The sequence below is a fragment of the Pseudoalteromonas sp. SCSIO_11900 genome, assembly GCF_000576475.1.
In the GTDB taxonomy this organism is placed as follows: Bacteria; Pseudomonadota; Gammaproteobacteria; order Enterobacterales; family Alteromonadaceae; genus Pseudoalteromonas; species Pseudoalteromonas tetraodonis.
In genome coordinates this window covers 1,070,049-1,096,289 of record NZ_KK070023.1, presented here as the reverse complement: position 1 = coordinate 1,096,289, position 26,241 = coordinate 1,070,049, and the positions used below count along the sequence as shown (strand labels likewise).

General features: G+C 41.5%; 23 protein-coding genes, 1 pseudogene and 1 riboswitch. Of the genes and pseudogenes, 15 read left to right on the top strand and 9 right to left on the bottom strand.

Features of this window, described 5'->3' with window-relative positions; translation table 11 throughout:
- From BG00_RS05105 to BG00_RS05085, 5 genes are all read right to left on the bottom strand, one after another.
- Window positions 1-331: transposase domain-containing protein (locus BG00_RS05105; RefSeq protein WP_190276260.1), on the bottom strand; the 331-nt coding region annotated here is incomplete at its 3' end.
- Window positions 332-458: 127 nt separating this feature from the next.
- Window positions 459-3,056 (bottom strand): bifunctional aconitate hydratase 2/2-methylisocitrate dehydratase, encoded by a 2,598-nt coding sequence (gene acnB / locus BG00_RS05100; RefSeq protein ID WP_036980964.1) that lies wholly within the window; start codon window positions 3,054-3,056, stop codon window positions 459-461.
- A gap of 255 nt (window positions 3,057-3,311) precedes the next feature.
- On the bottom strand, window positions 3,312-4,370 hold the full coding sequence (locus BG00_RS05095; RefSeq protein ID WP_036980962.1) for an OmpA family protein: 1,059 nt from the start codon (window positions 4,368-4,370) through the stop codon (window positions 3,312-3,314).
- 320 nt (window positions 4,371-4,690) lie between these two features.
- Complete coding sequence (locus tag BG00_RS05090; protein WP_036980960.1) at window positions 4,691-6,100, bottom strand: protein adenylyltransferase SelO; 1,410 nt, start codon at window positions 6,098-6,100, stop codon at window positions 4,691-4,693.
- 8 nt (window positions 6,101-6,108) lie between these two features.
- A complete protein-coding gene (locus BG00_RS05085) occupies window positions 6,109-6,807 on the bottom strand; it encodes a DNA-3-methyladenine glycosylase I (protein WP_036980958.1) in 699 nt (232 codons plus the stop codon).
- A gap of 188 nt (window positions 6,808-6,995) precedes the next feature.
- A riboswitch (Lysine riboswitch) is annotated at window positions 6,996-7,175 on the top strand.
- Between the two features lie 127 nt (window positions 7,176-7,302).
- On the opposite strand from BG00_RS05085, the gene dapA reads away from it, so the two are divergent.
- The 5 genes from dapA to BG00_RS05060 all read left to right on the top strand — a co-directional run bounded on the left by dapA (window position 7,303) and on the right by BG00_RS05060 (window position 12,484).
- Entirely contained in the window at window positions 7,303-8,187 is an 885-nt protein-coding gene (gene dapA / locus BG00_RS05080; RefSeq protein WP_036980956.1) for a 4-hydroxy-tetrahydrodipicolinate synthase, read from the top strand.
- A gap of 15 nt (window positions 8,188-8,202) precedes the next feature.
- Entirely contained in the window at window positions 8,203-8,943 is a 741-nt protein-coding gene (locus BG00_RS05075) for a 2,3,4,5-tetrahydropyridine-2,6-dicarboxylate N-succinyltransferase (protein WP_036980954.1), read from the top strand.
- On the top strand, window positions 8,943-10,148 hold the full coding sequence (locus BG00_RS05070) for a PLP-dependent decarboxylase (RefSeq protein WP_036980952.1): 1,206 nt from the start codon (window positions 8,943-8,945) through the stop codon (window positions 10,146-10,148). The genes BG00_RS05075 and BG00_RS05070 overlap by 1 nt, the downstream gene beginning before the upstream one ends.
- Before the next feature lie 5 nt (window positions 10,149-10,153).
- A complete protein-coding gene (locus tag BG00_RS05065; RefSeq protein ID WP_036980950.1) occupies window positions 10,154-11,275 on the top strand; it encodes a succinylglutamate desuccinylase/aspartoacylase family protein in 1,122 nt (373 codons plus the stop codon).
- A gap of 177 nt (window positions 11,276-11,452) precedes the next feature.
- A complete protein-coding gene (locus tag BG00_RS05060; RefSeq protein WP_036980948.1) occupies window positions 11,453-12,484 on the top strand; it encodes a phospholipase A in 1,032 nt (343 codons plus the stop codon).
- Between the two features lie 53 nt (window positions 12,485-12,537).
- On the opposite strand, the gene BG00_RS05055 is transcribed toward BG00_RS05060, so the two are convergent.
- Complete coding sequence (locus BG00_RS05055) at window positions 12,538-13,431, bottom strand: bifunctional GNAT family N-acetyltransferase/hotdog fold thioesterase (protein WP_036980946.1); 894 nt, start codon at window positions 13,429-13,431, stop codon at window positions 12,538-12,540.
- Window positions 13,432-13,553: 122 nt separating this feature from the next.
- Here BG00_RS05055 and BG00_RS05050 point away from each other — a divergent pair, with 122 nt between their 5' ends.
- Window positions 13,554-14,300: a spermidine synthase gene (locus tag BG00_RS05050; RefSeq protein WP_036980944.1), complete on the top strand. Its 747-nt coding sequence runs from the start codon at window positions 13,554-13,556 to the stop codon at window positions 14,298-14,300.
- Here the strand turns inward: BG00_RS05050 and dtd are convergent.
- Complete coding sequence (gene dtd, locus BG00_RS05045) at window positions 14,297-14,734, bottom strand: D-aminoacyl-tRNA deacylase (RefSeq protein ID WP_033102725.1); 438 nt, start codon at window positions 14,732-14,734, stop codon at window positions 14,297-14,299. The two genes, BG00_RS05050 and dtd, sit on opposite strands and share 4 nt — an antisense overlap.
- Window positions 14,735-15,616: a virulence factor BrkB family protein gene (locus tag BG00_RS05040; protein ID WP_036983355.1), complete on the bottom strand. Its 882-nt coding sequence runs from the start codon at window positions 15,614-15,616 to the stop codon at window positions 14,735-14,737.
- Between the two features lie 86 nt (window positions 15,617-15,702).
- Between BG00_RS05040 and BG00_RS05035 the strand changes: the two genes are divergently transcribed.
- The 5 genes and pseudogenes from BG00_RS05035 to BG00_RS05020 all read left to right on the top strand — a co-directional run bounded on the left by BG00_RS05035 (window position 15,703) and on the right by BG00_RS05020 (window position 18,913).
- Window positions 15,703-16,356 (top strand): DUF2959 domain-containing protein, encoded by a 654-nt coding sequence (locus tag BG00_RS05035; protein ID WP_013463802.1) that lies wholly within the window; start codon window positions 15,703-15,705, stop codon window positions 16,354-16,356.
- Window positions 16,357-16,494: 138 nt separating this feature from the next.
- Entirely contained in the window at window positions 16,495-17,586 is a 1,092-nt protein-coding gene (locus BG00_RS05030; protein WP_036980942.1) for an MBL fold metallo-hydrolase, read from the top strand.
- Between the two features lie 145 nt (window positions 17,587-17,731).
- Window positions 17,732-17,893 (top strand): annotated as a pseudogene (locus tag BG00_RS17980) (BLUF domain-containing protein); the annotation flags it as partial.
- A 6-nt stretch (window positions 17,894-17,899) separates the two neighbouring features.
- The gene (locus BG00_RS17975) at window positions 17,900-18,097 is read left to right on the top strand and encodes a hypothetical protein (RefSeq protein ID WP_253861352.1); all 198 of its coding nucleotides are present in this window, start codon (window positions 17,900-17,902) and stop codon (window positions 18,095-18,097) included.
- 126 nt (window positions 18,098-18,223) lie between these two features.
- Complete coding sequence (locus BG00_RS05020; RefSeq protein ID WP_051498229.1) at window positions 18,224-18,913, top strand: CBM9 family sugar-binding protein; 690 nt, start codon at window positions 18,224-18,226, stop codon at window positions 18,911-18,913.
- Window positions 18,914-19,284: 371 nt separating this feature from the next.
- Here BG00_RS05020 and typA read toward each other — a convergent pair whose 3' ends face one another.
- On the bottom strand, window positions 19,285-21,108 hold the full coding sequence (gene typA / locus BG00_RS05015; protein WP_036980938.1) for a translational GTPase TypA: 1,824 nt from the start codon (window positions 21,106-21,108) through the stop codon (window positions 19,285-19,287).
- Between the two features lie 506 nt (window positions 21,109-21,614).
- On the opposite strand from typA, the gene glnA reads away from it, so the two are divergent.
- The 4 genes from glnA (at window position 21,615) to ntrC (ending at window position 26,211) form a co-directional block, all read left to right on the top strand.
- Window positions 21,615-23,021, top strand: a complete 1,407-nt coding sequence (glnA, locus tag BG00_RS05010; RefSeq protein ID WP_036980935.1) for a glutamate--ammonia ligase — start codon at window positions 21,615-21,617, stop codon at window positions 23,019-23,021.
- 115 nt (window positions 23,022-23,136) lie between these two features.
- On the top strand, window positions 23,137-23,658 hold the full coding sequence (locus BG00_RS05005; RefSeq protein ID WP_036980932.1) for a DUF4124 domain-containing protein: 522 nt from the start codon (window positions 23,137-23,139) through the stop codon (window positions 23,656-23,658).
- Window positions 23,659-23,739: 81 nt separating this feature from the next.
- Window positions 23,740-24,810 (top strand): nitrogen regulation protein NR(II), encoded by a 1,071-nt coding sequence (gene glnL / locus BG00_RS05000; protein ID WP_008108383.1) that lies wholly within the window; start codon window positions 23,740-23,742, stop codon window positions 24,808-24,810.
- Window positions 24,811-24,825: 15 nt separating this feature from the next.
- Window positions 24,826-26,211: a nitrogen regulation protein NR(I) gene (gene ntrC / locus BG00_RS04995; protein ID WP_036980930.1), complete on the top strand. Its 1,386-nt coding sequence runs from the start codon at window positions 24,826-24,828 to the stop codon at window positions 26,209-26,211.
- Window positions 26,212-26,241: the final 30 nt, after the last annotated feature.

Genomic DNA, 26,241 nt, shown 5'->3' with positions numbered 1-26,241 from the left:
CATATCCAAATGTATGTTGGACTGACTCATAGCCTAACCTTTGCCGGCCTTGAACTAGCGCACTTGGCGCGACTAATTTGTTTTTTCCGGGTAAAGAGATGTCGAGTCTATTAGCGATATCCCAAACGGTTTCGTTTCGGAATAAACTCATTCCAATTACAGACCACATAATAGCTTCTAGCGGTAATCGCCTTTTACGCACAGTAGCAACACCTGCATGTTTAAATGCTTGTTCAAGAATATCAGGGTCAAGAACCTGTTTAAGTTTATCTAGTGTATGTACATCATTTAAAAATGAAGACATGTTATCGAAGTGCTGAATGAGAGACATAAAAAAATCCGATATTATTTCTAATATCGGATTTTGAAGCCATGGAAAGATCAGTCAAGTGATCATAAAAATATTCTTAACTGATCTGCATTACGCCAAAGCGGGTTTTTTAAACACACTCTATAAATTATACAGCTTGCTGAATAATTACGTTGTCTGCCTTTTTAGTGTACTGAGGCATACGGTGGAAGTTCAAGTAACGGTATGTATCTGCAGCCGTTGCGTTGATTTTCGCTGCGTATTCTTGGTATTCAGCGGGTGTAGGTAATTTACCTAAAATTGCAGCTACTGCAGCAAGCTCAGCTGATGCTAAGAATACATTTGCCCCTGTACCTAAACGGTTAGGGAAGTTACGTGTTGAGGTAGAAACAACCGTTGCTTTATCAGCAACACGTGCTTGGTTACCCATACACAGAGAACACCCTGGCGTTTCGATACGTGCACCAACACGGCCAAAGATACCGTAGTAACCTTCGTCAGTTAGTTGGTCTTTATCCATTTTCGTTGGTGGAGCAACCCAAAGCTGTGTTGGGATACGCCCTTTAAAGCCATCGAGTAATTTACCTGCAGCACGGAAGTGACCAATGTTAGTCATACAAGAACCGATGAATACTTCGTCGATTTTCTCGCCAGTAACATCAGAAAGTAAACGCGCGTCATCTGGGTCATTTGGCGCACACAGTACTGGCTCTTTAATCTCAGCAAGGTCGATTTCAAGTACGTGTTTGTACTCTGCGTCTTTATCAGCTTCCATTAGCTCTGGGTTTGCTAACCAGTCTTGCATTGCAGTAACACGACGTTCAATCGTACGTACATCGCCGTAACCTTCAGAAATCATCCACTTAAGCATAACAATATTAGACTCAAGGTATTCGCTGATAGACTCTTTAGAAAGTTTAACAGTACAGCCAGCAGCTGAACGCTCTGCTGATGCATCTGATAGCTCAAACGCTTGCTCAACCGTTAAGTGCTCAACACCTTCAATTTCTAGTATGCGACCAGAGAATTCGTTGATTTTACCTTTCTTCTCAACCGTTAATAGGCCTTCTTTGATACCGAAGTAAGGGATAGCATGTACAAGATCACGTAAAGTGATACCCGGTTGCATTTCACCTTTAAAGCGAACCAAAATTGATTCAGGCATATCTAGTGGCATTACACCCGTTGCAGCTGCAAACGCTACCGCCCCCGAACCTGCTGGGAATGAAATACCTAATGGGAAACGTGTATGTGAATCACCACCCGTACCTACGGTATCTGGTAATAACATACGGTTTAACCATGAGTGAATTACACCATCACCAGGGCGAAGCGATACACCGCCACGATTCATAATAAAATCAGGAAGCGTATGGTGCGTGTTTACATCGATTGGCTTAGGGTAAGCCGATGTATGACAAAAAGACTGCATTGTTAAATCTGCAGAGAAACCTAAACAGGCTAAGTCTTTAAGCTCATCACGCGTCATAGGACCTGTTGTATCTTGCGAGCCAACCGTGGTCATTTTAGGTTCACAGTATTGGCCTGGGCGAATACCGGCAACGTTACATGCTTTACCAACCATTTTTTGCGCAAGCGTAAAGCCTTTGTCTGATACTTCAGTCACTGCTGGTACTTTAAATACGTCAGTTGCGCCTAAACCTAATGATGTACGCGCTTTGTCTGTAAGACCACGACCAATGATCAATGGAATACGACCACCAGCACGAACTTCGTCTAAAATAACGTCTGATTTAAGTTCAAATGTAGAGATCACATCATCAGTACCGTGGCGCTTAACTACACCTTCGTATGGGTAAATATCAATTTGGTCACCCATGTTGAATTCATCAACATTTAACTCGATTGGTAACGCACCCGAGTCCTCCATTGTGTTGAAGAAAATAGGCGCAATCTTGTTACCTAAACATACACCACCCACGCGCTTATTTGGTACGAATGGGATATCATCACCCATAAACCAAAGCACAGAGTTTGTTGCAGACTTACGCGAAGAGCCTGTACCAACAACGTCACCTACGTAAGCAAGTGGTAAGCCTTTAGTTTTTAATTCTTCAAGCTGAGTGATTGGACCTACTTCACCGTCTTTGTCAGGGTTAATACCATCACGCTCATTTTTAAGCATGGCTAATGCATGAAGCGGAATATCAGGACGTGACCATGCATCTGGTGCTGGTGATAAATCATCTGTGTTTGTCTCGCCAGTGACTTTAAATACCGTAACAGAGATTTTTTCAGCAACGGCTGGCTTATTGACAAACCATTCTGCAGCAGCCCAAGACTCTATAATTTGTTTGGCGTATGCATTACCTGCTTTTGCTTTTTCTTCTACATCGTAGAACGCATCAAACATTAATAATGTGTTCGAAAGGCCTTTTACTACAATTGGCGCTAACGCTTCGTCATCAAGTAGTTCAACCATTGGTGCAATATTGTAGCCACCGAGCATAGTACCTAGTAACTCAGCTGCTTTTTCTTTAGAAATCAACGGAGAAACAGCTTCACCTTTAGCAACAGCCGCTAAAAAGCCTGCTTTAATGTAGGCTGCATCATCAACACCTGGTGGTACGCGGTTAATCAGTAGTTCTAGGATGAACTCTTCTTCACCTGCCGGTGGCGTTTTAATTAGCTCAATAAGATCAGCCGTCTGCTGAGCATCTAATGGCGCTGGTACGATACCTAACGCGGCACGTTCTTCTACGTGTTTACGATATTCTTGTAGCACAGTATTGCCCTCTTGGTGACGTTAAAGTATTCGGTGGTGTTTACTAAACACACCATAACCCAATACCTATAGTATTCTATCTGCCGATTATAAAGCTTTTGTGCATAGATTAAAATCCATCCAGTTATGCAACTAGTTATACCGATTATTAATAATATGAATAGTGAACAAAGTAAAACCAACTCCCATGAATACCTATTAAGCAGCCATAAAAAAACCCAGCCTAAGCTGGGTTTTTACTCAATAATGAGACTATTAACGTAATACTTTTACACGTTTAATAGATTTTACGTGTGCTTCAACGCGGCGGTTTTCAGCATGCGCTTTTGCCGTATTCGCTTCATTTTTAAGGCGTTCTTCACCTAAACCTACCGCTGTAATGCGATCTTCTGCAATACCATCAGCAATTAGCTTTTTAGCTACTGCATCAGCACGTTTTTTAGATAACCATTTATTGTAAGACGCTTTACCTACTGCAGACGTATGACCTTCAAGAAGCACTGTTGTATCTGGGTACTCTTTTAAGAAAGTCGCTACTTCGTCAATATCATTTAAGTACTGCTGCGAAACTGAAGAATCATTGTTAGGGAATGTTACTAACAAGCTTACTGTTACTTCAGTATCTTCATAAAGTGTACAACCATCGCTACCAACAGCATCTGTCATAGGTGTATTGGCACATTTATCATCTACATCAGGGATGCTGTCTTTATCTGTATCAGCAAGTGCTACCGGCACAGGAACAATTTCTGGCTCTGGTGCAGGCTCAACCGGTGTTACTGGCGCCGATTTTTGACCAAAGAAGTAGTTTATACCTAATTTAGCGCCAACATCTGTGTAGCCTTTATCTAAACCTTGGTAAACACTGGTTTCAGCATTAACAAAAAAGTTGTCTGTAACAAAGTGTCGGTAACCTACACCTGCGTTTAAAAACGTGTTGTCATCAACAACATCAATATCTTTCAGACCAAATAAACCGTAGAAAGGACCGCCACCAAAGTGGTAAAGTGCATCGATACCATAACGTTCGCCGTCAATATCGTTGCGGTTGTTCAATACTTTGTCGTGAGCATTAAAGTCTAGGTCTGCGTACTCTAAACGCGCACTCCAGTAATCATTAAAGCGGTAGCCTAATTCAGCACCCCAGCCTGTTGACTCATTAACGTCAAGGCCAGCTTGCTCACGCATGTTTTTCCACGAAGCATCGTAATAATCGCCGAATGCACCGATGTAAAAGCCTTCTTGCTCGGCTGCGAAAGTAGATGCGCTAGTTGCAGCTAACGCGATAGCCATTGTAAGTGATTTTAATTTCATTGTTTTCTTCCCATTTTAACAACTAAAAATATAGCTAAGCATTGCTAGCTCTTCTAACTTACTTATATAGTAACTGAGTCTTTGTTAATCAATGCTTAACGCAAATATATTTTTTCAATATCTAGGATAATAAAACTAGCTCATAAAAAATGTCGATGAACACAGGCTAGCTCAAAAAGCAAACAATCGCTTTAAACCCCACACGATCACTGGCCTTTATGGAGCTATGGTATCACTCGTTCATAGTTTACTCTATGAATGAACATTGCAGGAGTAAAAAATGACCTTTTATATTCATTTTAAGATGCAACAAACAATACTTAAGTACCACAAAAAGTACGATAATTCTTATCATCTTCAGGCGGCTGTTGAAACTCTGTAGCTTGCATATTGCTTGTGTAAGGGCTCGACATCACTTTGCTAAAACGACTGAGTAGCTCACTATCCCCATGCGTAGTGTACTGAGTAATAATATCTTCAATAATATGATTACGGGGAATCACACTTGGATTTGCCTGTCGCATTATATTATAACTATGCTCGTTAGTTCGTGTTTGCCATTGCTGTGCCCACGATACGAGTGCTGATGGTATTTGCGCTTGTCCAGTTAACGATTCAGTTAACGCATTAAAAGTATTGGTATAATCAAGCTGGTGTTGTTTTAATAACCCTAGTAACTCTCCCACCAACTTATTATCTTTATCATCCGCGACTGTTAACCCTAACTTTTGCGTCCACATAGCGCTAAATTGTTGGTTAAATTGCGTTGAAAAGCCCTCAATTAAAGGCGTCATCAATGCCACCGCTTGCTCGTCATCATCACTGATCAGCGCCATTAGACTCTCTGCTAAGCGGGCACAGTTCCAACTTGCCATGTTTGGCTGATTACCAAACGCATAACGCCCTTGTTTATCAATAGAGCTAAACACGGTATCAAAATCAAACTGGTTCATCATGGCACATGGGCCGTAATCTATGGTTTCACCACTAATTAAGGTGTTATCGGTGTTCATAACACCATGAATAAACCCCACCCTCATCCAACTTACGACTAATTTGACTTGGTTGGCGATCACTGCAGCTAAAAAATCTAAATAACGCTGAGCACCAGTGCTGTTAATCTCGGGATAGTGTCTTTGAATGGCTAAGTCGGCTAAGTTTTTTAGGCTAGTAACGTCACCTTGAGTGGCTAAATATTGAAACGAGCCCACCCGTATATGACTGCTGGCGAGTCGGGTTACAATAGCACCTGGTTGAGGTGGGTTGCGATAAACGGTTTCGCCACTGCCAACCACGGCTAAACAACGCGTTGTTGGAATGCCAAGCGCGTGCATAGCTTCGCTCATTACGTACTCACGAATAGCTGGACCTAATGCACAGCGGCCATCGCCTCCGCGCGAAAATGGCGTAGCACCAGCGCCTTTTAATTGCACATCCCAAAGCTGATTTTTATCATCGCTAATCGCACCGAGCAAATGCGCCCTACCATCCCCTAGTCGCGGTGAAAAGTGACCAAACTGATGACCAGAATATCCCAGTGCCACTGCAGAAATCGCTTGGGGTTCATTACCGCTGAATATATTTGCTCGTGAATCGGCACTCACCTGTATATTAAATTGCTTAGCTAGGGGCTCATTCCATAACAATAACTGTGGCGCTGCCACTTTAGCCGGATGATCGCTAATAGCAAAGCCGTCACCAATATTGGTATACCTTGGCACTAATTTCATGATTAATCCTATTGTTGTTGGCTTATTCCTACTCGGTTGTCGCCGACACCATAAGCGACAATTAAGCTTAGCTCTTGCATACTTAAACCGCTTTGCTGCTGCAGTTCATTAAAAAAAGCTTGCGCGGCATTTAATGATTTTTTGGTTTGCAAGCCGCCATCTATAATTTTGTGCGCACGTAAATAGCTCTCTACGTCTCGGGATAATAAAAAGGTGTCTTTCCCTAATGCACGCAAAGCATAAGGACCGGTATTGCCCCCTAAACGCGCACCCTGTTTTTTCAAATATGCCCACAAACCAATAATATCTTCACTTGGCCAATTAGCTATAAACTGACTAAAACTACCATGCTGCTGCGCAACTTCGTGGATCATATATGCATTTTCAGTAATAGTTTTTACTTTTTTATAGTTGCGTACAATCCGCTCATCACTGGCTTTTTGCTCAAGCATATCCGGTGGCATCATCAGTAACTTTTCAACATTAAAATCCCAAAAAACCTCTCTAAATCCTGCCCATTTACTATTGATCACCGACCAATAAAAACCACTTTGAAATACCTTGCGAGTAAATTCTTCTAGCCAATCATCATCACTTAATGTGCTGAGTTGCTTTGTTGATAAAGGTTTTGCGAGTAACAACTTAAGCATTTTTTCAGAGCCCTTTCGCTCCACTGCTCGCTTATAAATATCGCTAAATTTTTCCATCTGCTTAATACCTTACTTCTACTGTGAGGTTAGTGTACGAGAAAAGCAGCCAATACGTAATAACAGTCAATCAGGATGAATCAATCTGAATTTAGTCACTTGACACCTAGACGGCTAAAATGGTTTAATCGCCGCACTTACCCTATTACATTGTATTTGCTAACTGGCTTTTCAAGTAGCGAGTACAAAGGGCTAGAAGAGGTGCGTTATTCAGGTAGCGTATGTTAGGAGCGCAAACTCCAATGAGCATACGTGAGGGGAATTAACGCCGAGAGGTAACACTTTTTTGTGAAAGATTACTTCGGGCGACTAGGTTGAATCCTAGCGACTGTCACCAATAACATATTTGGTGGAGAGCTTCTGGTCTTAGTATAATAAGGCCGTGCGCCCTATTATTTAAGCCCATTCGCTCTTCGAATTATAAACACATTCAAAGAGTCAGGCATCCTAAATACCCGCCAAAAACTCGACGAATGCCCTATAAGTTCGTGAGAGATGATCAACAACTTCAATATTAACAATTTCCATTTATGGACTGCGCTGATCACCCCATTTGATCAAAATGGCCTAGTTGATTACGCAACCTTAAACACCTTAGTGGCCGAACAAGAAGCTGCTAACAATGGCATTTTACTGCTAGGTAGCACCGGCGAAGGGTTAGCCCTGACCCTAAAAGAGCAGCAAGCCATCGTAGAGCATGTCTGCCAATTAAAACCGAGTGTCCCCCTAATGGTCGCAGTCGGTGGTAGTAACTTAAAGCAGCAGCTTGAATGGGTTAACTACTGCAACCAACTGCCTATTCATGGTTTTTTACTTGGCTCGCCTTTGTACGCCAAACCCGGTGCAGTGGGGCAAACGCATTGGTTTGAAAGCCTGCTCAATGCCAGTTCTCATCCGTGTATGCTTTATAACGTACCAGGACGTAGTGCGGTTAGCATTCCCATTGCAACCATTGAAAACCTCAAACAACATAAAAATTTATGGGCACTCAAAGAAGCCAGTGGCTGTATTTCTCAATTTGAAGCCTATCGACAAGCAGCGCCTGAACTAGCCATTTTTAGTGGTGATGATGCCCTCATGCCTTACTTTGCCCAAGCGGGTGCTAAAGGGTTGGTCTCAGTTGCAGCTAATGCATGGCCAGTACAAACCCATGAATTTGTAAAGCGCAGTTTAAGCGGCCAACACCCTAATCTTTTTGTCCAGTGGTCTAGTGCTATCAATAGCTTATTCTCAGTAGCCAACCCTATCCCAGTCAAAGTGTTAATGCATTTACAAGGGCGTATTGGCAGTCCGTATCTACGCCCACCTTTAACACACCTTGAGTTGACACACACCGATGACATTTCATCGGCAAACAACACCATTTTATCTTGGCATTAAATACAGGTTTTTATAATGAACTGGTTAGAACTATTAAATAATTTAGAAACGGGCGCGGTTCGCGCAGCAACACAAGACGAAAACGGCCAATGGCACGCTAACGTAGAAGTAAAGCAAGGCATTTTAGAAGCCTTTAAAAACGGTCAAAACACCGAGTTTGCTGGCGGTTTTGTTGATAAACATAACTTAGCACCGCAAAGCTTTGACGCCACAGCAGGCGTTCGCATGGTACCCGGTGGTTCAAGTGTGCGCCGTGGTGCACATGTTGCCAAAGGCACTATTATTATGCCACCTGCGTACGTAAATATTGGTGCATTTATTGACGAGGGCACTATGGTAGATAGCCACGCGCTCGTAGGGTCGTGTGCTCAAGTAGGTAAAAATGTGCATTTAAGCGCAGCGGTACAATTAGGAGGGGTACTTGAGCCCATTGGTGCCAGCCCTGTGGTTATTGAAGATGATGCCTTTATTGGTGCAGGCTGTGTGATTGTTGAAGGCGTGGTAGTTAAAAAAGGCGCGGTACTTGCTCCAGGTATTCGCTTATCTGCAACCATCCCTGTTTATGACTGCGTAAATGAGCGCCAGCTTGATAAAGGCGAAGCAATCCCTGAATACGCGATTGTGATCCCTGGATCTCGCCCTGCGTCAAACGATTGGGCGCGTGAGCAAGGCTTAAGCATGTCGTGTGCGTTAATTGTTAAATACCGTGACGAGCAAAGTGACGCGTCATTATTGCTTGAAGAGGTTTTACGTTAATGACCTTTTTGAGCACGCCCGTTAAAAGCGCTATTGATAAGCTATCAACTGAGCTTGATACGCCCTTTTTTGTTTATGATCTTGATTCACTAAACACACATTTAACGCGTTTAGTAGCACAAACCGAGGCAAAACTCTGGTATGCAGTTAAAGCGAACCCGTTATCTAGCGTGATCCAACGCTTAAATAACGCTGGTTTTAACTTTGATGTTGCAAGTAAAGGCGAGCTTGAGCAAGTCCTTGCTCAAGGAATTAACAGTGAACGCGTGCTCAACACGGGGCCTGCAAAAAGCCCTAAACAAATTAAGCACTTTATTGCGCGTGGCGTATGCACCTTTGTGGCAGAAAGTCTCAATCAGGTGCGTTGGTTAAACGAACAAGCCAATGCCCAGCAGTGCCAGTTGCAGGTTTTGCTGCGCGTTCAATTACGCTGGCCCGAGGGTGATAAAAACCCGCTAGGGGGCGATAGTCTTACTCCATTTGGCTTAGGGTGCGACGAGTGGCAGGCGCTAAATACCAGTGACTACTGTGCACTTAATTTTGACGGTCTGCATATTTTTCAGTGGGGCAACATGCTTAGCAGCGACAAACTTGCTGAACTGTGGACACAAATGATTACGCCGTTAAGGCAACTTGCTGAGGATTTAAATATTAACCTCAAGGTGCTGGATTTAGGTGGTGGTTTAGGTATTCCCTATACGCTTGATACGCCCACTCTAAGTTGGGATGCACTCATAGAGGCGCTTGCAAAAATTAAATGCGATGCGGGGGTTACTGAGCTGTGGATGGAACTAGGTCGCTACGCTGTAGGCGAATGCGGCCACTACGCCACACCTGTTGTTGAGCGCAAACTAAATTACGGCCAACAACAGGTGATTATGAGCGGCGGCATTAATCATTTATTGCGCCCTGCGGTCACCAGTCAAGATTTCCCTGCGCGTTTGTTACGAGATTCAAACGCAGCAAATCAAGCAATGAGCCTATACGGCCCCTTATGTACTGCACTTGATTGCTTAGGAGAGCACCAATTACCCAGTGATTTAAATGAGCAAGACTGGTTAGTGTTTAGTCAATGCGGTGCCTACGGTTTTACCGAAAGTATGCCGTACTTTTTATGTCATGAGCTGGCCGGTGAATATGTTATACACAATGGCGTATTGAGTTGCGTGCGACAAGCAGAAGATGCAAGCCACTACTTGAGGTAAAAAAGATGAATAACACCACAGCTATAAGCCAAGAAAACATTGTAGTTGGCGAAGTCGCAAACGGACTACCACTGACTATTCCTGTGTATCGTTTAAAAGGAGATGGCACCGGCCCAAGTGTGTATGTACAAGCAAATATGCATGGCGCAGAAGTGCAAGGCAACGCGGTAATTTACCAATTACTTGAGCAACTAAAAGCACTTAATTTAAAAGGTGATATTACCTTAGTTCCTTACGCTAACCCCATTGGCTGTAATCAAAAGTCGGGGGAATTTACCCTTGGCCGATTCGATCCCATTACGGGGACTAATTGGAATCGCATGTATCACTGCAATAATAAACTTGCATCACAGTTTGCAAAGCAGTTCAGCGATGCCGATGATAAGATTCTGAAAACAGCCTTTAAAGCCGCGTTAATTAATGACGTTGAGCAACAACTCAACGGCCCTGATTATCGTTTAACAACGGGGAAACGGATTGCGCTAAACTTACAAAAATTGGCGCATCAAGCAGATATAGTTTTAGATTTACACACCGGCCCTATTTCTAGTCAGCACTTATATTGCCCTGAGTATGCGACCGATAGCGCGCGTTACTTTAATATTCCCCATGTGCTGGTTATTCCTAATGACTTTGATGGCGCAATGGATGAAGCAAGCTTTTGTCCATGGTGGCAGCTTAGTGAGCAACTTGCTCAGCAAGGGCGTGAATTTAACGTGCAAGTTGAAGCCTTTACGGTAGAACTTGGCAGCCAAGAAAAAATCGATTTAAGCGCGGCACTAGACGATGCCAATAGTATTTTAAGTTATTTAAATCATAAGCAAGTATTTGTTGATGCCCCCTACAAGCCAAAATTGATGACAAGATATGGCTGCCAACTAAATGATTATATCGCTTATTACGCCCCCATGGGTGGCATGGTCGAATACCTAGCACCTCTTGGCGGGCATGTTAAAGCTGGAGAACCCATTGCTAAAATACTGCGAATGGAGCGCTATTTAAGCGAACAACCGCTGCAAACCCTAAGCTTCGATCTCGATGCAATTGCGATATTGCATTTTGCCTCAGCGAGTGTGAATCAAGGTACCGAGCTGTATAAATTTTTTACCAACGTCTTTGAGCTTTAGCTCACCCCTTCTCATTGCGTGAGAGTTAGCTAGTAAATAACTAGTTACACAGTAAAAGCGACTTAGGTCGCTTTTCTTTTTAAAGTATTAAAGTTCAGGACAAATTCACCGTTTATGTGTTAAAAAGGCGCTATAATTAGCAAAATACTGACTTCCCTCACTTACAAAGGAATTATAATGAGTTGGCGCCATTGGATACTACTTTCTACATTACTCAGCACAACCGTTGTTGCTGAAGAAACAGCGAATAACGAGCAAAACAATGAACTTGAGCTGGTAAAGCAATGTATTTTAAATGAAGTGATCGGTGGAGACGGTAAGCAAACCCTCGATCAATTACGTAAAAAGTGTTCTGCCGTTGAAGAAAGCAAGCAGCTAACGGCTATCGACAAACGCCAAGCCCGTGAAGCGGTTGGTAAAAAAAATCGTAATGTAATTACCCCGCATAGACGAAATTATATTTTACCTGTTTCTTATATGTCGAACCCAAACACTCGCCCGTTTGATGGATTTGCAGAGTTAACCGATAAAAAAGATGGCGACCCACTTGATAACTTAGAAGCTAAATATCAGCTATCAATTAAAGTGCCTTTGTATGATGAGTTTGCCGACTCAGACCAAGCTATATTTTTTGGCTTTACTTTGCAGTCATACTGGCAAGTATATAACGACGATATTTCCTCTCCTTTTCGTGAAACCAACTACGAGCCAGAAGTATTTTGGATTAATTACTTAGACCCTGAAAACGTTTTATGGGGCGATGAAATGGCAATAGCCATTGGTATTTCGCACCAATCTAATGGTCGTAGTCAGCCAAACTCGCGTTCTTGGAATCGCATTTATGCCGATTTCATTTGGGAAAAAGACGGCTTTGTATTTAGCTTTAAACCTTGGTATCGCATTCCTGAAAACAAAAAGCCTGCGCCGTTAGATGCACGAGGTGACGATAACCCTGATATCTATAAATACATGGGTTACTTTGAATTTGGTGGCGCGTATCGCTTTCACGATCATGAATTTAGTTTTATGACTCGTAATAATTTAAATTCAGATAACCGCGGGGCAATTCAGCTTGATTGGTCATTCCCTCTATGGGGAAGAGTACGCGGCTATGCACAGTACTTTAATGGTTATGGTGAAAGTTTAATAGACTATAACGCCGATATTGAACGCTTTGGTGTGGGTATATTACTGACAGATTTACTGTAAAAAACGCTTATAAAAAAAGCCAAGCAACTCGCTTGGCTTTTTCGTTTATTTTATCACTTTTTAACTACAAACTGCCCTTCAAACTGGGCAACTACTTGGTCACCATCAAAAATGGTTACTGGTACTAAATAGCTCGCCTTACCCGCCTCTTGTAACTCATTTAAGTTACCTTTACAGGTTTGAATATCAACACAGCCTTTAGGGTCGGTATTCAGTGGTTTTAAATATTTAATATTAGCATCGGCTAACACTATATTGCCCTCAAGTCCGGCTTCTTTTAATGCTAAATACGTTGCTCCCCAACCCGTTAATGTAGCTAGGCTATAAATAGAGCCCGCAAACATGGTGTTGTGTAAGTTTAAGTTAGCATTTAAATCTGCACGAGTAGTAAATTGCCAATCTGTGTAACTTTCTACTTTTATTCCCATAGCATCACTAATAGGGATTGATTCACGCCATGTGTTTTGCAGTACTTGAGTCCAATTGGGGTGGCGAAACCAACCTGGCTCACTCGGTTTGAGCTTAACCATTTTGTAATGCTGTACATCACCATAAGCCAAATGTGCTTTTTCTTTATTTTCATAGCCATGGCGCTGATAAAATTCCAGAGCACGTTCACGAGCAAACAACACTAATTCATCAGCATCTTGATTCCACGCTATTTTTTCTAGCTCATGTAGTAAACGGCTACCAATATGTTGATTACGGTTACCCTCTGCAACCGCCATATAACGTACTTGAGCTTGTTGCTGATTATTAAAGTGCAAACGAGCCACACCCAATACTTCACCCGCTTTATTTTTAATGAAGCGATGCTCAGCCTCTTGCTCTAAATCGTCTTGCTCAGAGCCCCGAGGTTCGCCCCATGGGGCACGTAAAACCTGCCAGCGTAATTGGTAATAGGCTTGCCAGTCTTCACTACTTTGTGGGGTGCTCACTTGAAACATACATACTCCATAAATTAAAAATGTAAAATATTACGCTGTGCATTTTGTGAAAAACACCATACTCGATCTGGGTAAAACTGCAAATAAGACTTTGGTGCTGAGAAAACAGCTGTAAAAAATTAATGACAAAAGCCGTTGCGATTTACCTCTGCTGGTTTATGCTCAATAGCATGAATAAATATATCCATTGCAGTAGTGGCCTGATCAGCCAACATTTTATTGAGCATAGTTCATCGCTAGGCCAGTTACTTTATTGGCATAATCAGCATGGTGAGCACATACAAGTAAGAGAGTATCAACAACTTCGCTGGCTACTCATTAATAACACCTTGCAGTCTGTTATTTTAAAAGCAAAACCACATGCATTGCTGTTTCCGCACCTTGCTTATTTAGCAACGGCTTGGCAACAGCTACCTGCGCCTAAAAAAGTACTCGAACTGGGGTTAGGTGGCGGTGCCATTCGTAATTACTTATTAGAGCAGTATCCTCAAGTACAGGTTACTTCAGTAGAGAAAAGCCCCCATATTATTGACTGTTATCAACAATTTTTTGCCCCCAGTGAACAACAACAGATTCATTGCGAGGATGCGCAAACAATTTTAAAATCAGCAGAGCAGATGGACTGGGTCATTTTAGATTTATTTAGTGAATTAGACGCCCCGCGATTTTTATTTGATTCATGCTTTTATCAAACAATTTATGATGCACTTGCTCAACAGGGCGTATTATTTATTAACTTTTTATCGCAGCACTCATCACAACTTACTCAGTTACAACATGTACTACTGACTGTATTTGGGAAGGCTATTAGTATTCAAAAAATTACCGGCTTTGTTAATCATATTGTGATTGTAGAAAAAGCACGTTAAGCGGTTAAATTAAAGGTAACCGGCCCATCGTTACATAAACTCACCTGCATATCGGCTGCAAATTCACCGGTCGCGACCTTAATACCGAGTAATTTAGCCTGCTCTACAAAGTAATTATATAGCGCTTGCGCTTGGTCTGGTGTAGCTGCCGATGAAAAACTAGGCCGCATGCCTTTTTTTGTATTGGCTGCGAGCGTAAATTGCGATACGACTAACAGTTCGCCTTGTATGTCTTTAAGGCTGAGATTCATTTTATCGTTTTCGTCATTAAAAATACGGTAATTGGTGACTTTGTGTAATAGTTTATCAGCGCTGCTTTCATCATCTTCTTTTTCCACCCCCAGCAATAATACAATGCCTTGTTTAATTTCACCGACAAGCTGTTGGTCTATCACCACGTTAGCGTGTGTTACTCGTTGAATTAATCCCTGCATCTACTCTGTATCCTCTACTTGTTGATCTTTTTTATTGTAATGCTTCATGTTAATACACACAGTGAATTCAGCGCCTAGTAGCACCACGACCCACGACAAGTAAACCCATACAAACAAAATGGGAATGGTTGCTACCGCACCATAAATCACTTCGTATGATGGAAAATGGCTAATGTACAAAGCAAAGCCTTTTTTCGTTAGCTCAAATAACATGGCAGCAAATAGCGCACCGGGAACGGCCGCCTTAAACGAAACGCGAGTATTAGGCACTAAGGTGTAAAGCATAATAAAACCAGCCATAGAGATAGCGTACGGTAGTAGCTTTAACAAGAAACCACTAAACCCTGGGATCCCTTGATCGGCAAACGATACCAACGACACAATATAAGAGGTGACACCAATGCTCGCACCTAGTAACACGGGCCCTAAGCTGAGTACCATCCAATATACGGCAAACGATATCATCATCGGGCGTTTTTTCTTTACTCGCCAAATACGGTTTAGCGTGGCATCTACATTACGAATAAGTAGCAAGGCAATGGCTGCTAAAAAGCCAATACCTACTGCCGTCATTTGATTGGCATTACTAGCAAACGAGCTAATATGCTCTTTAATGACACCAGAAGAGGTGGGCACAAAGTTAGTAAACAAAAAGCTCTCAATAGCTAAACGAGTCGACTCAAATCCTGGAAAAGCAGAAAATATTGCTACACCTACAGCAATAAGTGGGACTAACGAAAGTAAAGTAACGTACGCTAAATACCCTGCATTAATGGTTATTTGATCGTCAATACAGCGATTAAAATATTGCATCCACCAGCCTGGTTGCAGTTTTAAAAACGCCTTAACTTGCTGTTTGTAATGGGAGAGCTTATCATTCATACAATTAACTTTGTTGGTGAGCTTTTGATTATAATAACAATCAAGGCCATAATTTACAGCATTAACACTCGTAAATAGGAATTCAGATGAAAAAACAAACATTTTTAGGGACAACCATACTTGCGTTAATGCTGATGCTCTCTGGTTGTCAGTCTGCTTATTATTCGGCAATGGAAAAAGTAGGTGTTCATAAGCGTGATATTTTGATTGACCGCGTAGAAGAAACAAAAGACTCACAACAAGAGTCTCAACAAGAATTTCAATCAGCACTTGAGCGTTTAACTACACTCATTAATTTTGATGGCGGTGAATTGCAAGATGCTTACAATCAACTTAATGACGATTACGAGTCAAGCCTTCAAGCGGCAAACGAAGTATCAAGTAACATTAATAAAGTTGAAGACGTAGCAGAAGCTTTATTTGATGAGTGGAATGATGAGTTAGAGCAATACAAAAGTGCCTCACTTAAGCGTGAAAGCAGCAAAAAGTTAGCAGCAACACAACGTCAATTCGACCAGTTACTTCGCTCAATGCGCAGCGCCGAGAGTAAAATGGAGCCGGTATTATCATCTTTAAAAGACAACGTATTGTATTTAAAGCATAACTTAAATGCGCAAGCGGTAGCGGCTATCAAAGGTGAATTTACTAACTTAAAGCGCGATATTCAGTTATTAATGAATGATATGAACAAATCGATTGAAGACTCAAATAAATTTATTGAGCAAATGAATAAATCCTAAATATTTAACCTATTAAACTGAGCCCGCTAAAAATAGCGGGCTTTTTTATACACACTTTTTGTTACTTTTTTGTCCTTTTTTAGCAAACTGCTTTTGTTACACTTTCAGTAAGATAAAAATAACAACTAAAAATGAATTATGAAAATACATACACTTAGCTTAATCATCGCCTCCAGTGTGCTCGTTGCATGCAGCACTGCGAATAATATTGAGGTTATTGCAGGCCCTGATACCGTTATTCCACTTCATCAACAAGGTGAGCAAGCTGGGCGCTACCACAACCTCTACCCAGGCAAAAAAAGTTATCCTGTTAGCTGTGAAACTGATTGCTACCCAAAAAACAATAACTTAGTTTGTGAAACAGAGGCTGAAAACTGCCAATATCAAGGTCAGCAAAAAAATCCGCAGGTTAATGCGGGCTTTACTATTCGTTGGCTCGGACACGCAGGCTTTGTGATCAAAACCCCGAATGGCCAACAAGTTGTATTTGATCCCGTAAAAGAGCAATTTGACTCGCCTATTGATTTAGCTTTTCGCCTTACTTCAGGATTTTATCGCAAGCCTGGCGACTGGCTCACAGACAATGAATTGAAAAACTTAGTCGCCGTTATGTATTCTCACATTCACTACGATCATTTCAATAAAGCCGATATTGAAGAAATTGGTAATCAGCCTCGCTACCTAACCCCCCTTGGCATGGCTGATAACTTTCCAACAGGTGGCTTTAACATTAGTGAAATGGCATGGTATGCAAAAACTAAAATTGATGATTTAACCATTCATGCGCTACCTGCACATCATTTTAGTAGTCGTGTTTTAGTGCCTTTTATTTATGAAGATAACAATAAAGACCTATGGAATGGCTGGTTACTTGAGCAAAGTGGCAGCACTTTATTTTTTGCAGGCGACACTGGTTATTCAAAACACTTTAACGATATACAGCAAAAATATGGCGATATCGATGTGTGCTTAATGCCTATTGCCTCTTATTACCATAAAGAGAACGGCAACTGGTACCGTTATGTACATACCACTCCTGAGGATGCATTAACCGCAGCACAAGCGCTTAACTGTAAAGTAATGATACCGTGGGGCTATGGTAACTCAAGTTGGAAGATGGGCGATCACAGCAGCCACTCTGCACTACTGCGCTTATTGCATATGCATAAAAAAATGAACTCGAAGATCCCTCTGTATATTTTAAATGAAGGTGAAAGCATCCAGCTTTAGTTAGTCATTTACGCAAAATGCGTTTACATAATTAGCAATAACCCCTCACTGAACTATCTTTAATTAACTAAACAGTCAGGGGGTTTATGTTTCTTGTGCGACTCATTTACGCCAGTAAAATAAGTAGTGGTTTGGGCCTGAAGATATAGAAAATATTTTACAAAATGCGCGAACCTACAATGTAAAAACAAATGTCACCGGCATATTATGTTCTAGTAATGAGTACTTTTTACAATGCCTTGAAGGCTCCAGAACCGCTGTTAATAATACCTATCAACAAATATTAAATGACAAACGTCATCACAATGTAATTATGCTCAACTATACCCAAATTCCCGAAAGAGAGTTTGAAACATGGTCAATGGGCTATGTGCCGCAATCACAGCTAACCGAATTACTTAATCTAAAATACTCGGGTAACATTGACTTTAACCCTTTTAAAATGTCGGGTGAAAGCGCGCATTTATTAATGTTGACATTAAAAACAAGCATAACTGGGGCAATAAGTTAATATAATAAATACAACTATGAAATTGTTTTTAATTGCTATTTAAGCCAAGTTAAACCATCTTTAATTGATGAGCTTATTAATGAAAAAACACTACTCGCTTTTAGTTTACTTTCCACCCAACCACTTATGGCTATTGAAGTTAGTCATACATCAACAGCTATTATTATTGATGGTGTCTCTGAAAGTACATGGGATAGCGCCACATGGCATCCTATACCAAACCTAATGGATGGCGCACTTCCCTCATCAGAGGCCGATTTTAAAGGCCGATACCGTCTTCTGTGGGATGAAAACTACTTGTATTTACAAGTAGTTATTAGTGACGATGTGCTGATTGATACTCACCCAAATCCAACTGATAAATACTGGGATGATGATGCCTTAGAAGTGTTTATAGATAGTGACGCATCGGGTGGGAATCATCAGTTTAATCATACCGCGTTTGCTTATCACATTGGCCTTGATAACCAAGCAGCCGATTATGGCCCTGATAAAAAAGCGCATTTATATACCGACCACTTAGTTAGTAACTGGAAACGCAATACCACTGCGCCCTATAACATCACGTGGGAAGTGGCAATAAAACTCTACCCGAATGATTATCAACAAGGCGCACAAAACACACCGATTAAGTTAACTGAAAAACACGTCATTGGTTTTATGCTCGCCTACTGCGATAACGATAGTAGCGAAGTACGCGAACACTTTATGGGCTCACACGAAGTAAAGCCAATGAATGGTGACAGAAACCGTGGCTTTATAGATGCAGATGTATTTGGTAAAATCACTCTACTACCAAAAAGTGATGTAAGTTAGCGTGTAGCTTGGGTTGAGCGAAACTCAACGAAAACATACCCTACCAACAAAAACAGCTGCTTTTAATTATCGTCTGCTTTAAGCCCTGCCTCTTTTACTTTTCATCCCCTTCTCTTTGTGCAAACATTTTTAAGTAAATTATTCACAAAGAGGATAAGAGGCGCAGCGTTTTTAGAGGAAAAACACTATGTTGCAAGGTTTACAAAGTCTAGCGGCTTTCACCTAATAGCCACATTAATACCAAGCGATTCAATTACACTGTTCTAATCTGACAGCTGACGACTTATAGCTAATAGCGCTTGTTTTCACCCACAAAAAAACCGCTGTATTTTGCAATACAGCGGCTTTTATTATGCTTACTCTAAAGACTATTAAGCTTTAGCAGCACGACCCGCACGCTTACGCTCACTTTCAGTTAAGTGGCGTTTACGAATACGAATGTTCTCAGGTGTTACTTCTACTAACTCGTCATCATCGATGAACTCAAGCGCTTGCTCAAGTGTGTAGTTCAATGGTGGCGTAAGTGTTTGTGCTTCATCTGTACCAGATGCACGAACGTTAGTAAGCTGCTTACCTTTAAGTGCGTTAACGGTAAGGTCGTTATCACGGCTATGAATACCGATAACCATACCTTCGTAAACTTCAACACCGTGACCGATGAATAATTTACCACGCTCTTGTAAGTTGAATAATGCGTTAGTAAGTGCTTTACCTGTCGCATTTGCAATCATTACACCGTTCTTACGTGCGCCAATAGTACCGCCTTTATGAGGACCGTAATGATCGAATGTGTGGTACATAAGGCCAGAACCAGAAGTAAGCGTCATGAAGTCAGTTTGGAAACCGATTAAACCACGGCTTGGGATCATAAAGTCCATACGCATACGGCCTTTACCATCTGGTGCCATATCAGTAAGCTCCCCCTTACGAAGACCAATTTGCTCCATGATAGAACCTTGGTGCTCTTCTTCACAGTCAATTGTTACTGTTTCATACGGTTCTTCTAATACACCGTCTACTTCACGCAAAATTACTTCTGGACGAGATACAGCTAGCTCGTAACCTTCACGGCGCATGTTCTCGATTAAGATACCAAGGTGTAATTCACCACGGCCAGATACGCGGAAGCTATCTGGGTTATCTGTCTCTTCTACACGAAGTGCAACGTTATGTACAAGCTCGTTTTGTAAACGCTCAAGGATATTACGCGACGTTACAAACTTACCTTCTTTACCAGCAAATGGTGATGTATTTACAGAGAAGGTCATTGTTACTGTAGGCTCATCAACACTTAGTGGAGGTAGTGCTTCAACATTATTAGGCGCACACACTGTGTCTGATATTTTCAGCTCACCAATACCTGTTACTGTTACGATATTACCTGCATAACCACGGTCAGTTTCGATTCGCTCAAGACCTAAATAACTTTGTACTGAACCAATTTTACCGTTACGCGTAGAACCATCAGCGCTGATAATAGTCACTTGTTGGTTAGGAGCAACAGAGCCACGCTTAATGCGACCAACACCGATTACACCTTTATAAGAGTTATAATCAAGCTGAGAGATTTGCATTTGGAAGTCACCTTCAGGATCAGCTTCTGGTGGTGATACTTCGTCAACGATCATTTGGAACATAGGTTCCATGTTGTCAGACGGCTCGTCTAAATCTAATGTAGCCCAACCATTGATTGCTGAAGCGTAGATTACTTTAAAGTCTAACTGTTCGTCAGTTGCACCAAGGTTATCGAATAAATCAAAGATTTGATCCATAACCCAATCAGGACGTGCACCAGGCTTATCAATCTTATTGATAACAACAATTGGCTTTAAGCCTTGTGCGAATGCTTTTTGCGTTACGAAACGCGTTTGTGGCATTGGACCTTCTTGAGCATCAACAAGTAACAATACTGAGTCAGCCATCGAAAGTACGCGTTCAACTTCACCACCAAAATCGGCGTGTCCCGGGGTATCTACGATATTGATATGGTAGTCTTTCCAAGAAATGGCTGTATTTTTGGCCAAAATGGTAATACCACGTTCTCTCTCAATGTCGTTTGAGTCCATCACGCGCTCTTCGTTACCGCCGCGTGTTTCTAATGTACCTGATTGCTCAAGTAGTTTGTCAACCAACGTTGTTTTACCGTGGTCAACGTGCGCGATAATCGCTATATTTCTTAACTGTTCGATGCTCATATTTTTACTCAGAGAAGTTTATTCTCATTGATCCTGCAAGATCTACGCACTCATCTGTGTTTTAACCAGATGTCCCAGCATAGGATTTAAAAGGGCGCATATTATCCCTCATTAATGACATGGATGAAAGTTTATCCAATACAATTTTAAAAACTTTCTTAATACTTTTACTAAGTATCTGTTTTTTATATGACATTTATATGAAATAAATTTCGACAAATTACATAAACTGTCATTTTTTAGCTAATTTGTTAATTGCTTTGGCGCTATTTACTATTTAAGTTAAGCTGATTTAGATGATTAAAATACATGCAAATTTAAGTGTGGATTTTTTGCACCATTATGGATATCTTACGCACCAAAAAAGTGCAATACGCACGACTATTTTTGTGCAGCCATATTTTTTAACTTAATAAACAGTAGGTTAAAATAATGGCATAAAATCGGCTTACTAGTAGCTAAAGCATTTAATGCAGCAATAATAAAACCCAATAGTTGGAGGACACATGTCACAATCGGTTTTAGATTTTATTAAAGAAAATGACGTTAAGTTCATTGATTTACGCTTTACTGACACAAAAGGTAAAGAGCAACATATTTCTATTCCTCACCATCAAGTTGATGAAGACTTTTTTGAAGATGGAAAGATGTTTGACGGTTCTTCAATTGCTGGCTGGAAAGGCATCAACGAATCAGACATGGTGTTATTACCAGATGCAGATTCAATTAAACTTGACCCTTTCACAGAAGAAACAACGCTAATAGTTCGTTGTGACGTGGTTGAACCTTCTACATTACAAGGTTACGAACGCGACCCTCGCTCAGTTGCTAAGCGCGCTGAAGAGTACATGCGCTCTACGGGTATTGCTGACACTGTTTTATTTGGTCCTGAGCCAGAGTTTTTCGTATTTGACGATGTTAAATACAAATCTGACATGTCAGGCTCAATGTATAAAATTGATTCTAAGCAAGCAGCTTGGAACTCAGATAAAGAATATGCAGATGGCAACACAGGCCACCGTCCAGGTGTTAAAGGCGGTTACTTCCCGGTTGCACCTGTTGATGATTTCCAAGATTGGCGTTCTGCAACTTGTTTAGTTCTTGAAGAGCTAGGGCAAGTTGTTGAAGCACATCACCACGAAGTGGCGACTGCCGGTCAGAATGAAATCGCAACTCGCTTTAACACTATGGTTTTAAAAGCAGACGAAATCCAAGAAATGAAATATGTTATTCACAACATGGCTCATTTATACGGAAAGACAGCAACCTTTATGCCTAAGCCTGTTGTTGGCGATAACGGTTCAGGTATGCACTGTCACCAGTCTTTAGCTAAAGACGGCGTAAACTTATTCGCAGGTGATAAGTACGGCGGTCTTTCTGAAGACGCGCTTTACTACATTGGTGGTATCATCAAACATGCTAAAGCAATCAACGCTTTTGCTAACGCGTCAACTAACTCGTACAAACGTTTAGTACCTGGTTTTGAAGCTCCGGTAATGCTTGCATACTCGGCTCGTAACCGTTCGGCATCAATCCGTATTCCAGTTGTGCCATCTGCAAAAGGTCGTCGTATCGAAGTACGCTTCCCAGATCCAACTGCTAACCCATACCTTGCTTTCTCTGCAATGCTTATGGCTGGCCTTGACGGAATTAAAAACAAGATCCACCCTGGCGATGCTATGGACAAGGACTTATACGACTTACCAGCTGAAGAAGCGGCAGAAATTCCAACAGTAGCCTCATCATTAGATGAAGCATTAGCTGCGCTTGATTCAGACCGTGAATTCTTAAACCAAGGTGGTGTATTCACCAATGACCTAATCGATGCTTACATCGCACTTAAGTCAAAAGAAGTTGAAAAACTTAACATGACAACTCACCCAGTTGAGTTCGAAATGTACTACAGCTGTTAATTTATTAACCGATAAAATAATGTGTGTTTTAAGCCCGCTTTGCGGGCTTTTTTTATGGTAAATTTAACGGTTCTACACTAAAGTGAAGTTAGTTTAAACAATGCAGGATAGCTGGATGGTAGGTAAGATTTTGTTGCTATTAATAGCTTTAATGTTAAGCCTTAATAGCCATGCGAGCGATAAAAAAATTTACGCATGGAAAGACAAAAATGGGGTGCTGGTTTTTTCAGATACTCCTCAGCCTGGCGCTAAAGAGGTTAAACTCACGAGCCAACATCTCAGCATGCCCGCTACAAACACCGATATTCTTGATACTGCTCCTACTAAAACAGCAGTAAAGTTTAGTATTAGTATTTCATCGCCTGAACCACAGCAAACTATAAGAGAAAACACGGGCTCTGTGTATGTCTCTACCCGTATTGCCCCTCGATTTGAAGCTGGATTTACCATTGGTTTATTTTTAGATGGCGTTGCCATTGGTGCACCGAGCGATACGACAACACTGGCGTTAAGAGATGTAGAGCGCGGGCAACACACACTACAAGTTAAACTTTATAATAAACAAAACCAAGTAATTGCAACTAGCCCTGAGAGTGTATTTTTTATGCATCGCAAAGGCCTTTATATAGGTCGGTAATTGCAGTTAAGTACGTACAATTAGCGTATATTTTACTAAAAACCTTGCCTACCTCCCCAGGCGCACTAAAATGGTGCAATAATGATAAACAAAACACATTTTAGCCCAGAGCTACTAAATATAATTTGGCAAAACCAAACCACCGCCCTAATGTTACTTGATGAAAGCTTTACGCTCATTTATGCCAACACCAGTGCCAGTGAATTACTTGGTTTAGGCGAAAAGCGCTTACTAGGACAAGCGTTCGATGATTTATTTAATTACCACTCTATCGACTTAAAACGTATTGCACAGTATTCATTGGTTGATGGTGTAGACTGCCACCAGCATAGAGCTGACGTGGTGTTTATCGATTCTCGCCATGCAAAGTTAGCGGTCAGCACACGACGAATAAAGCATAACGATACCTTTTATATTTTATTTGAATGTCGACAAACTGATGACGAAATAAAGCACGATCAAGTCTCAAATCAAATGCATCAATACCAAGCTGCACGTAACTTAATTCGCGGTTTAGCCCATGAAATTAAAAACCCACTGGGTGGAATTCGCGGGGCGGCGCAATTATTGCAGTATGAAGGTGATCAGCAAGAAAGAGATCAATGTGCAGAACTGATAATTGAACAAGCCGATCGATTGCGTGAATTAGTTGATAGGCTCCTTGGGCCTAATCAGCTGCCGCAAAAATCGTATGGCAATATACATCAAACATTAGAGTCGGTTGTTAAACTCAGTACGTTAGATAACAACCGCGATATTCGGTTAGTTAAAGACTACGACCCGAGTATTCCTGATGTTTATATTGATCAGAGCAAAGTTCAACAAGTGGTGCTTAATATTGTGCGTAATGCGCAACAGGCATTGGTAGATGGTGGCGAAATAAAAATAAAAACACGGATTAATTATCAGCATCGTCGTCCGGGCAAAGCCCCTAAAAAGGCATTGCTTATTCAAGTAATGGATAACGGCCCAGGTATTGATGCTAATTTACGCGACACCTTATTTTACCCTATGACCACTAATAAAGAAGGTGGCTCGGGACTTGGATTATCTATAGCGCAAACCTTGATTGATCAACATGATGGCTATATCGAATGCGATAGTTGGCCAGGACATACTGAATTTAATATTTATCTGCCATTTACAGATTAATACTTTGGAGTTTGCATGAAAACAGCTTGGCTTGTAGATGATGATGCCTCAATTCGCTTTGTACTAGAAAAAGCACTGACTCGCGCAGGGTTTGAAGTAGAAAGCTTTGCAGATGCGCAAAACGTTCTTAATGCACTAAAATTTAGTCAACCCAGTGTGTTAATTTCAGATGTAAGAATGCCGGGGATGGACGGGATGGCGTTACTTGAGCTAATAGCTGAGCAAACCCCTAGCCTACCCGTTATTATTATGACCGCACACTCTGATTTAGACTCAGCGGTTAATGCTTTTCAAAAAGGTGCGTTTGAGTACTTAGCTAAACCGTTTGATTTAAATGAAGCCGTTGCGCTAGTGGAAAGCGCCTATCGTGCTAATTCGACCAAAAAAACCAAACGAAAAAGCGCGCCCCCCAAAAGCGCTCATATTATTGGCGAAGCCCCTGCTATGCAGGAAGTGTTTCGTGCTATAGGCAAACTCTCAGCATCGAGTATGAGCGTACTCATCAATGGTGAATCAGGTACCGGTAAAGAGTTGGTTGCCAGCGCCTTGCACAATCATAGCCCGCGTAAAGAAAATCAATTTATTGCTCTTAATATGGCCGCTATTCCTAAAGAGTTAGTTGAGTCTGAATTATTTGGCCATGAAAAAGGCGCTTTTACGGGGGCCGATAGCGTGCGTAAAGGGCGCTTTGAACAAGCCAATGGCGGTACCTTATTTTTGGATGAAATAGGTGATATGCCGCTTGATGTACAAACCCGCTTATTACGCGTATTAGCCGATGGCGAGTTTTACCGCGTTGGCGGCCATCAAAGTATAAAAGTGGATGTGCGCATTATTGCCGCCACTCACCAAAATTTAGAAGAGCTGGTAAAACAAGGTAAGTTTAGAGATGACTTATTTCATCGTTTAAACGTGGTTCGCTTACGCTTGCCAGCTCTTCGCGAGCGCCCCGAAGACATAGAACGCTTAGCGCTACACTTTTTACATAAAAGTGCAAAAGACCTGCAAGTAGATAGTAAAGTACTTAGCCCTAAAGCGATTAAACAACTGTGTTTATTTAATTGGCCAGGAAATGTTCGCCAGCTTGAAAATACCTGTCGATGGTTAACTGTAATGGCTCCTGGGGAGCTGATTGGTGAGCAAGATTTACCCCCTGAAATTATTGATAATGCCGCCGCAACCCAAGAAGGCGATTGGCTAGATTCATTTCAGCAATGGCTTAATCAAGAATTTAAACAAGGTAAAGAAAATATTTGGCCGGATATTCAAGCCCAGCTAGAAACCCGCTTAATAAAAACAGCACTCGCTAATTGTTCAGGCCATAAGCAAGAAGCCGCGGTAAAAATTGGTTGGGGTCGCAATACGTTGACCCGTAAATTAAAAGAGCGCAATATTAGCTGATATTTTATAAGGCTAGCGCCCTAGGTTATT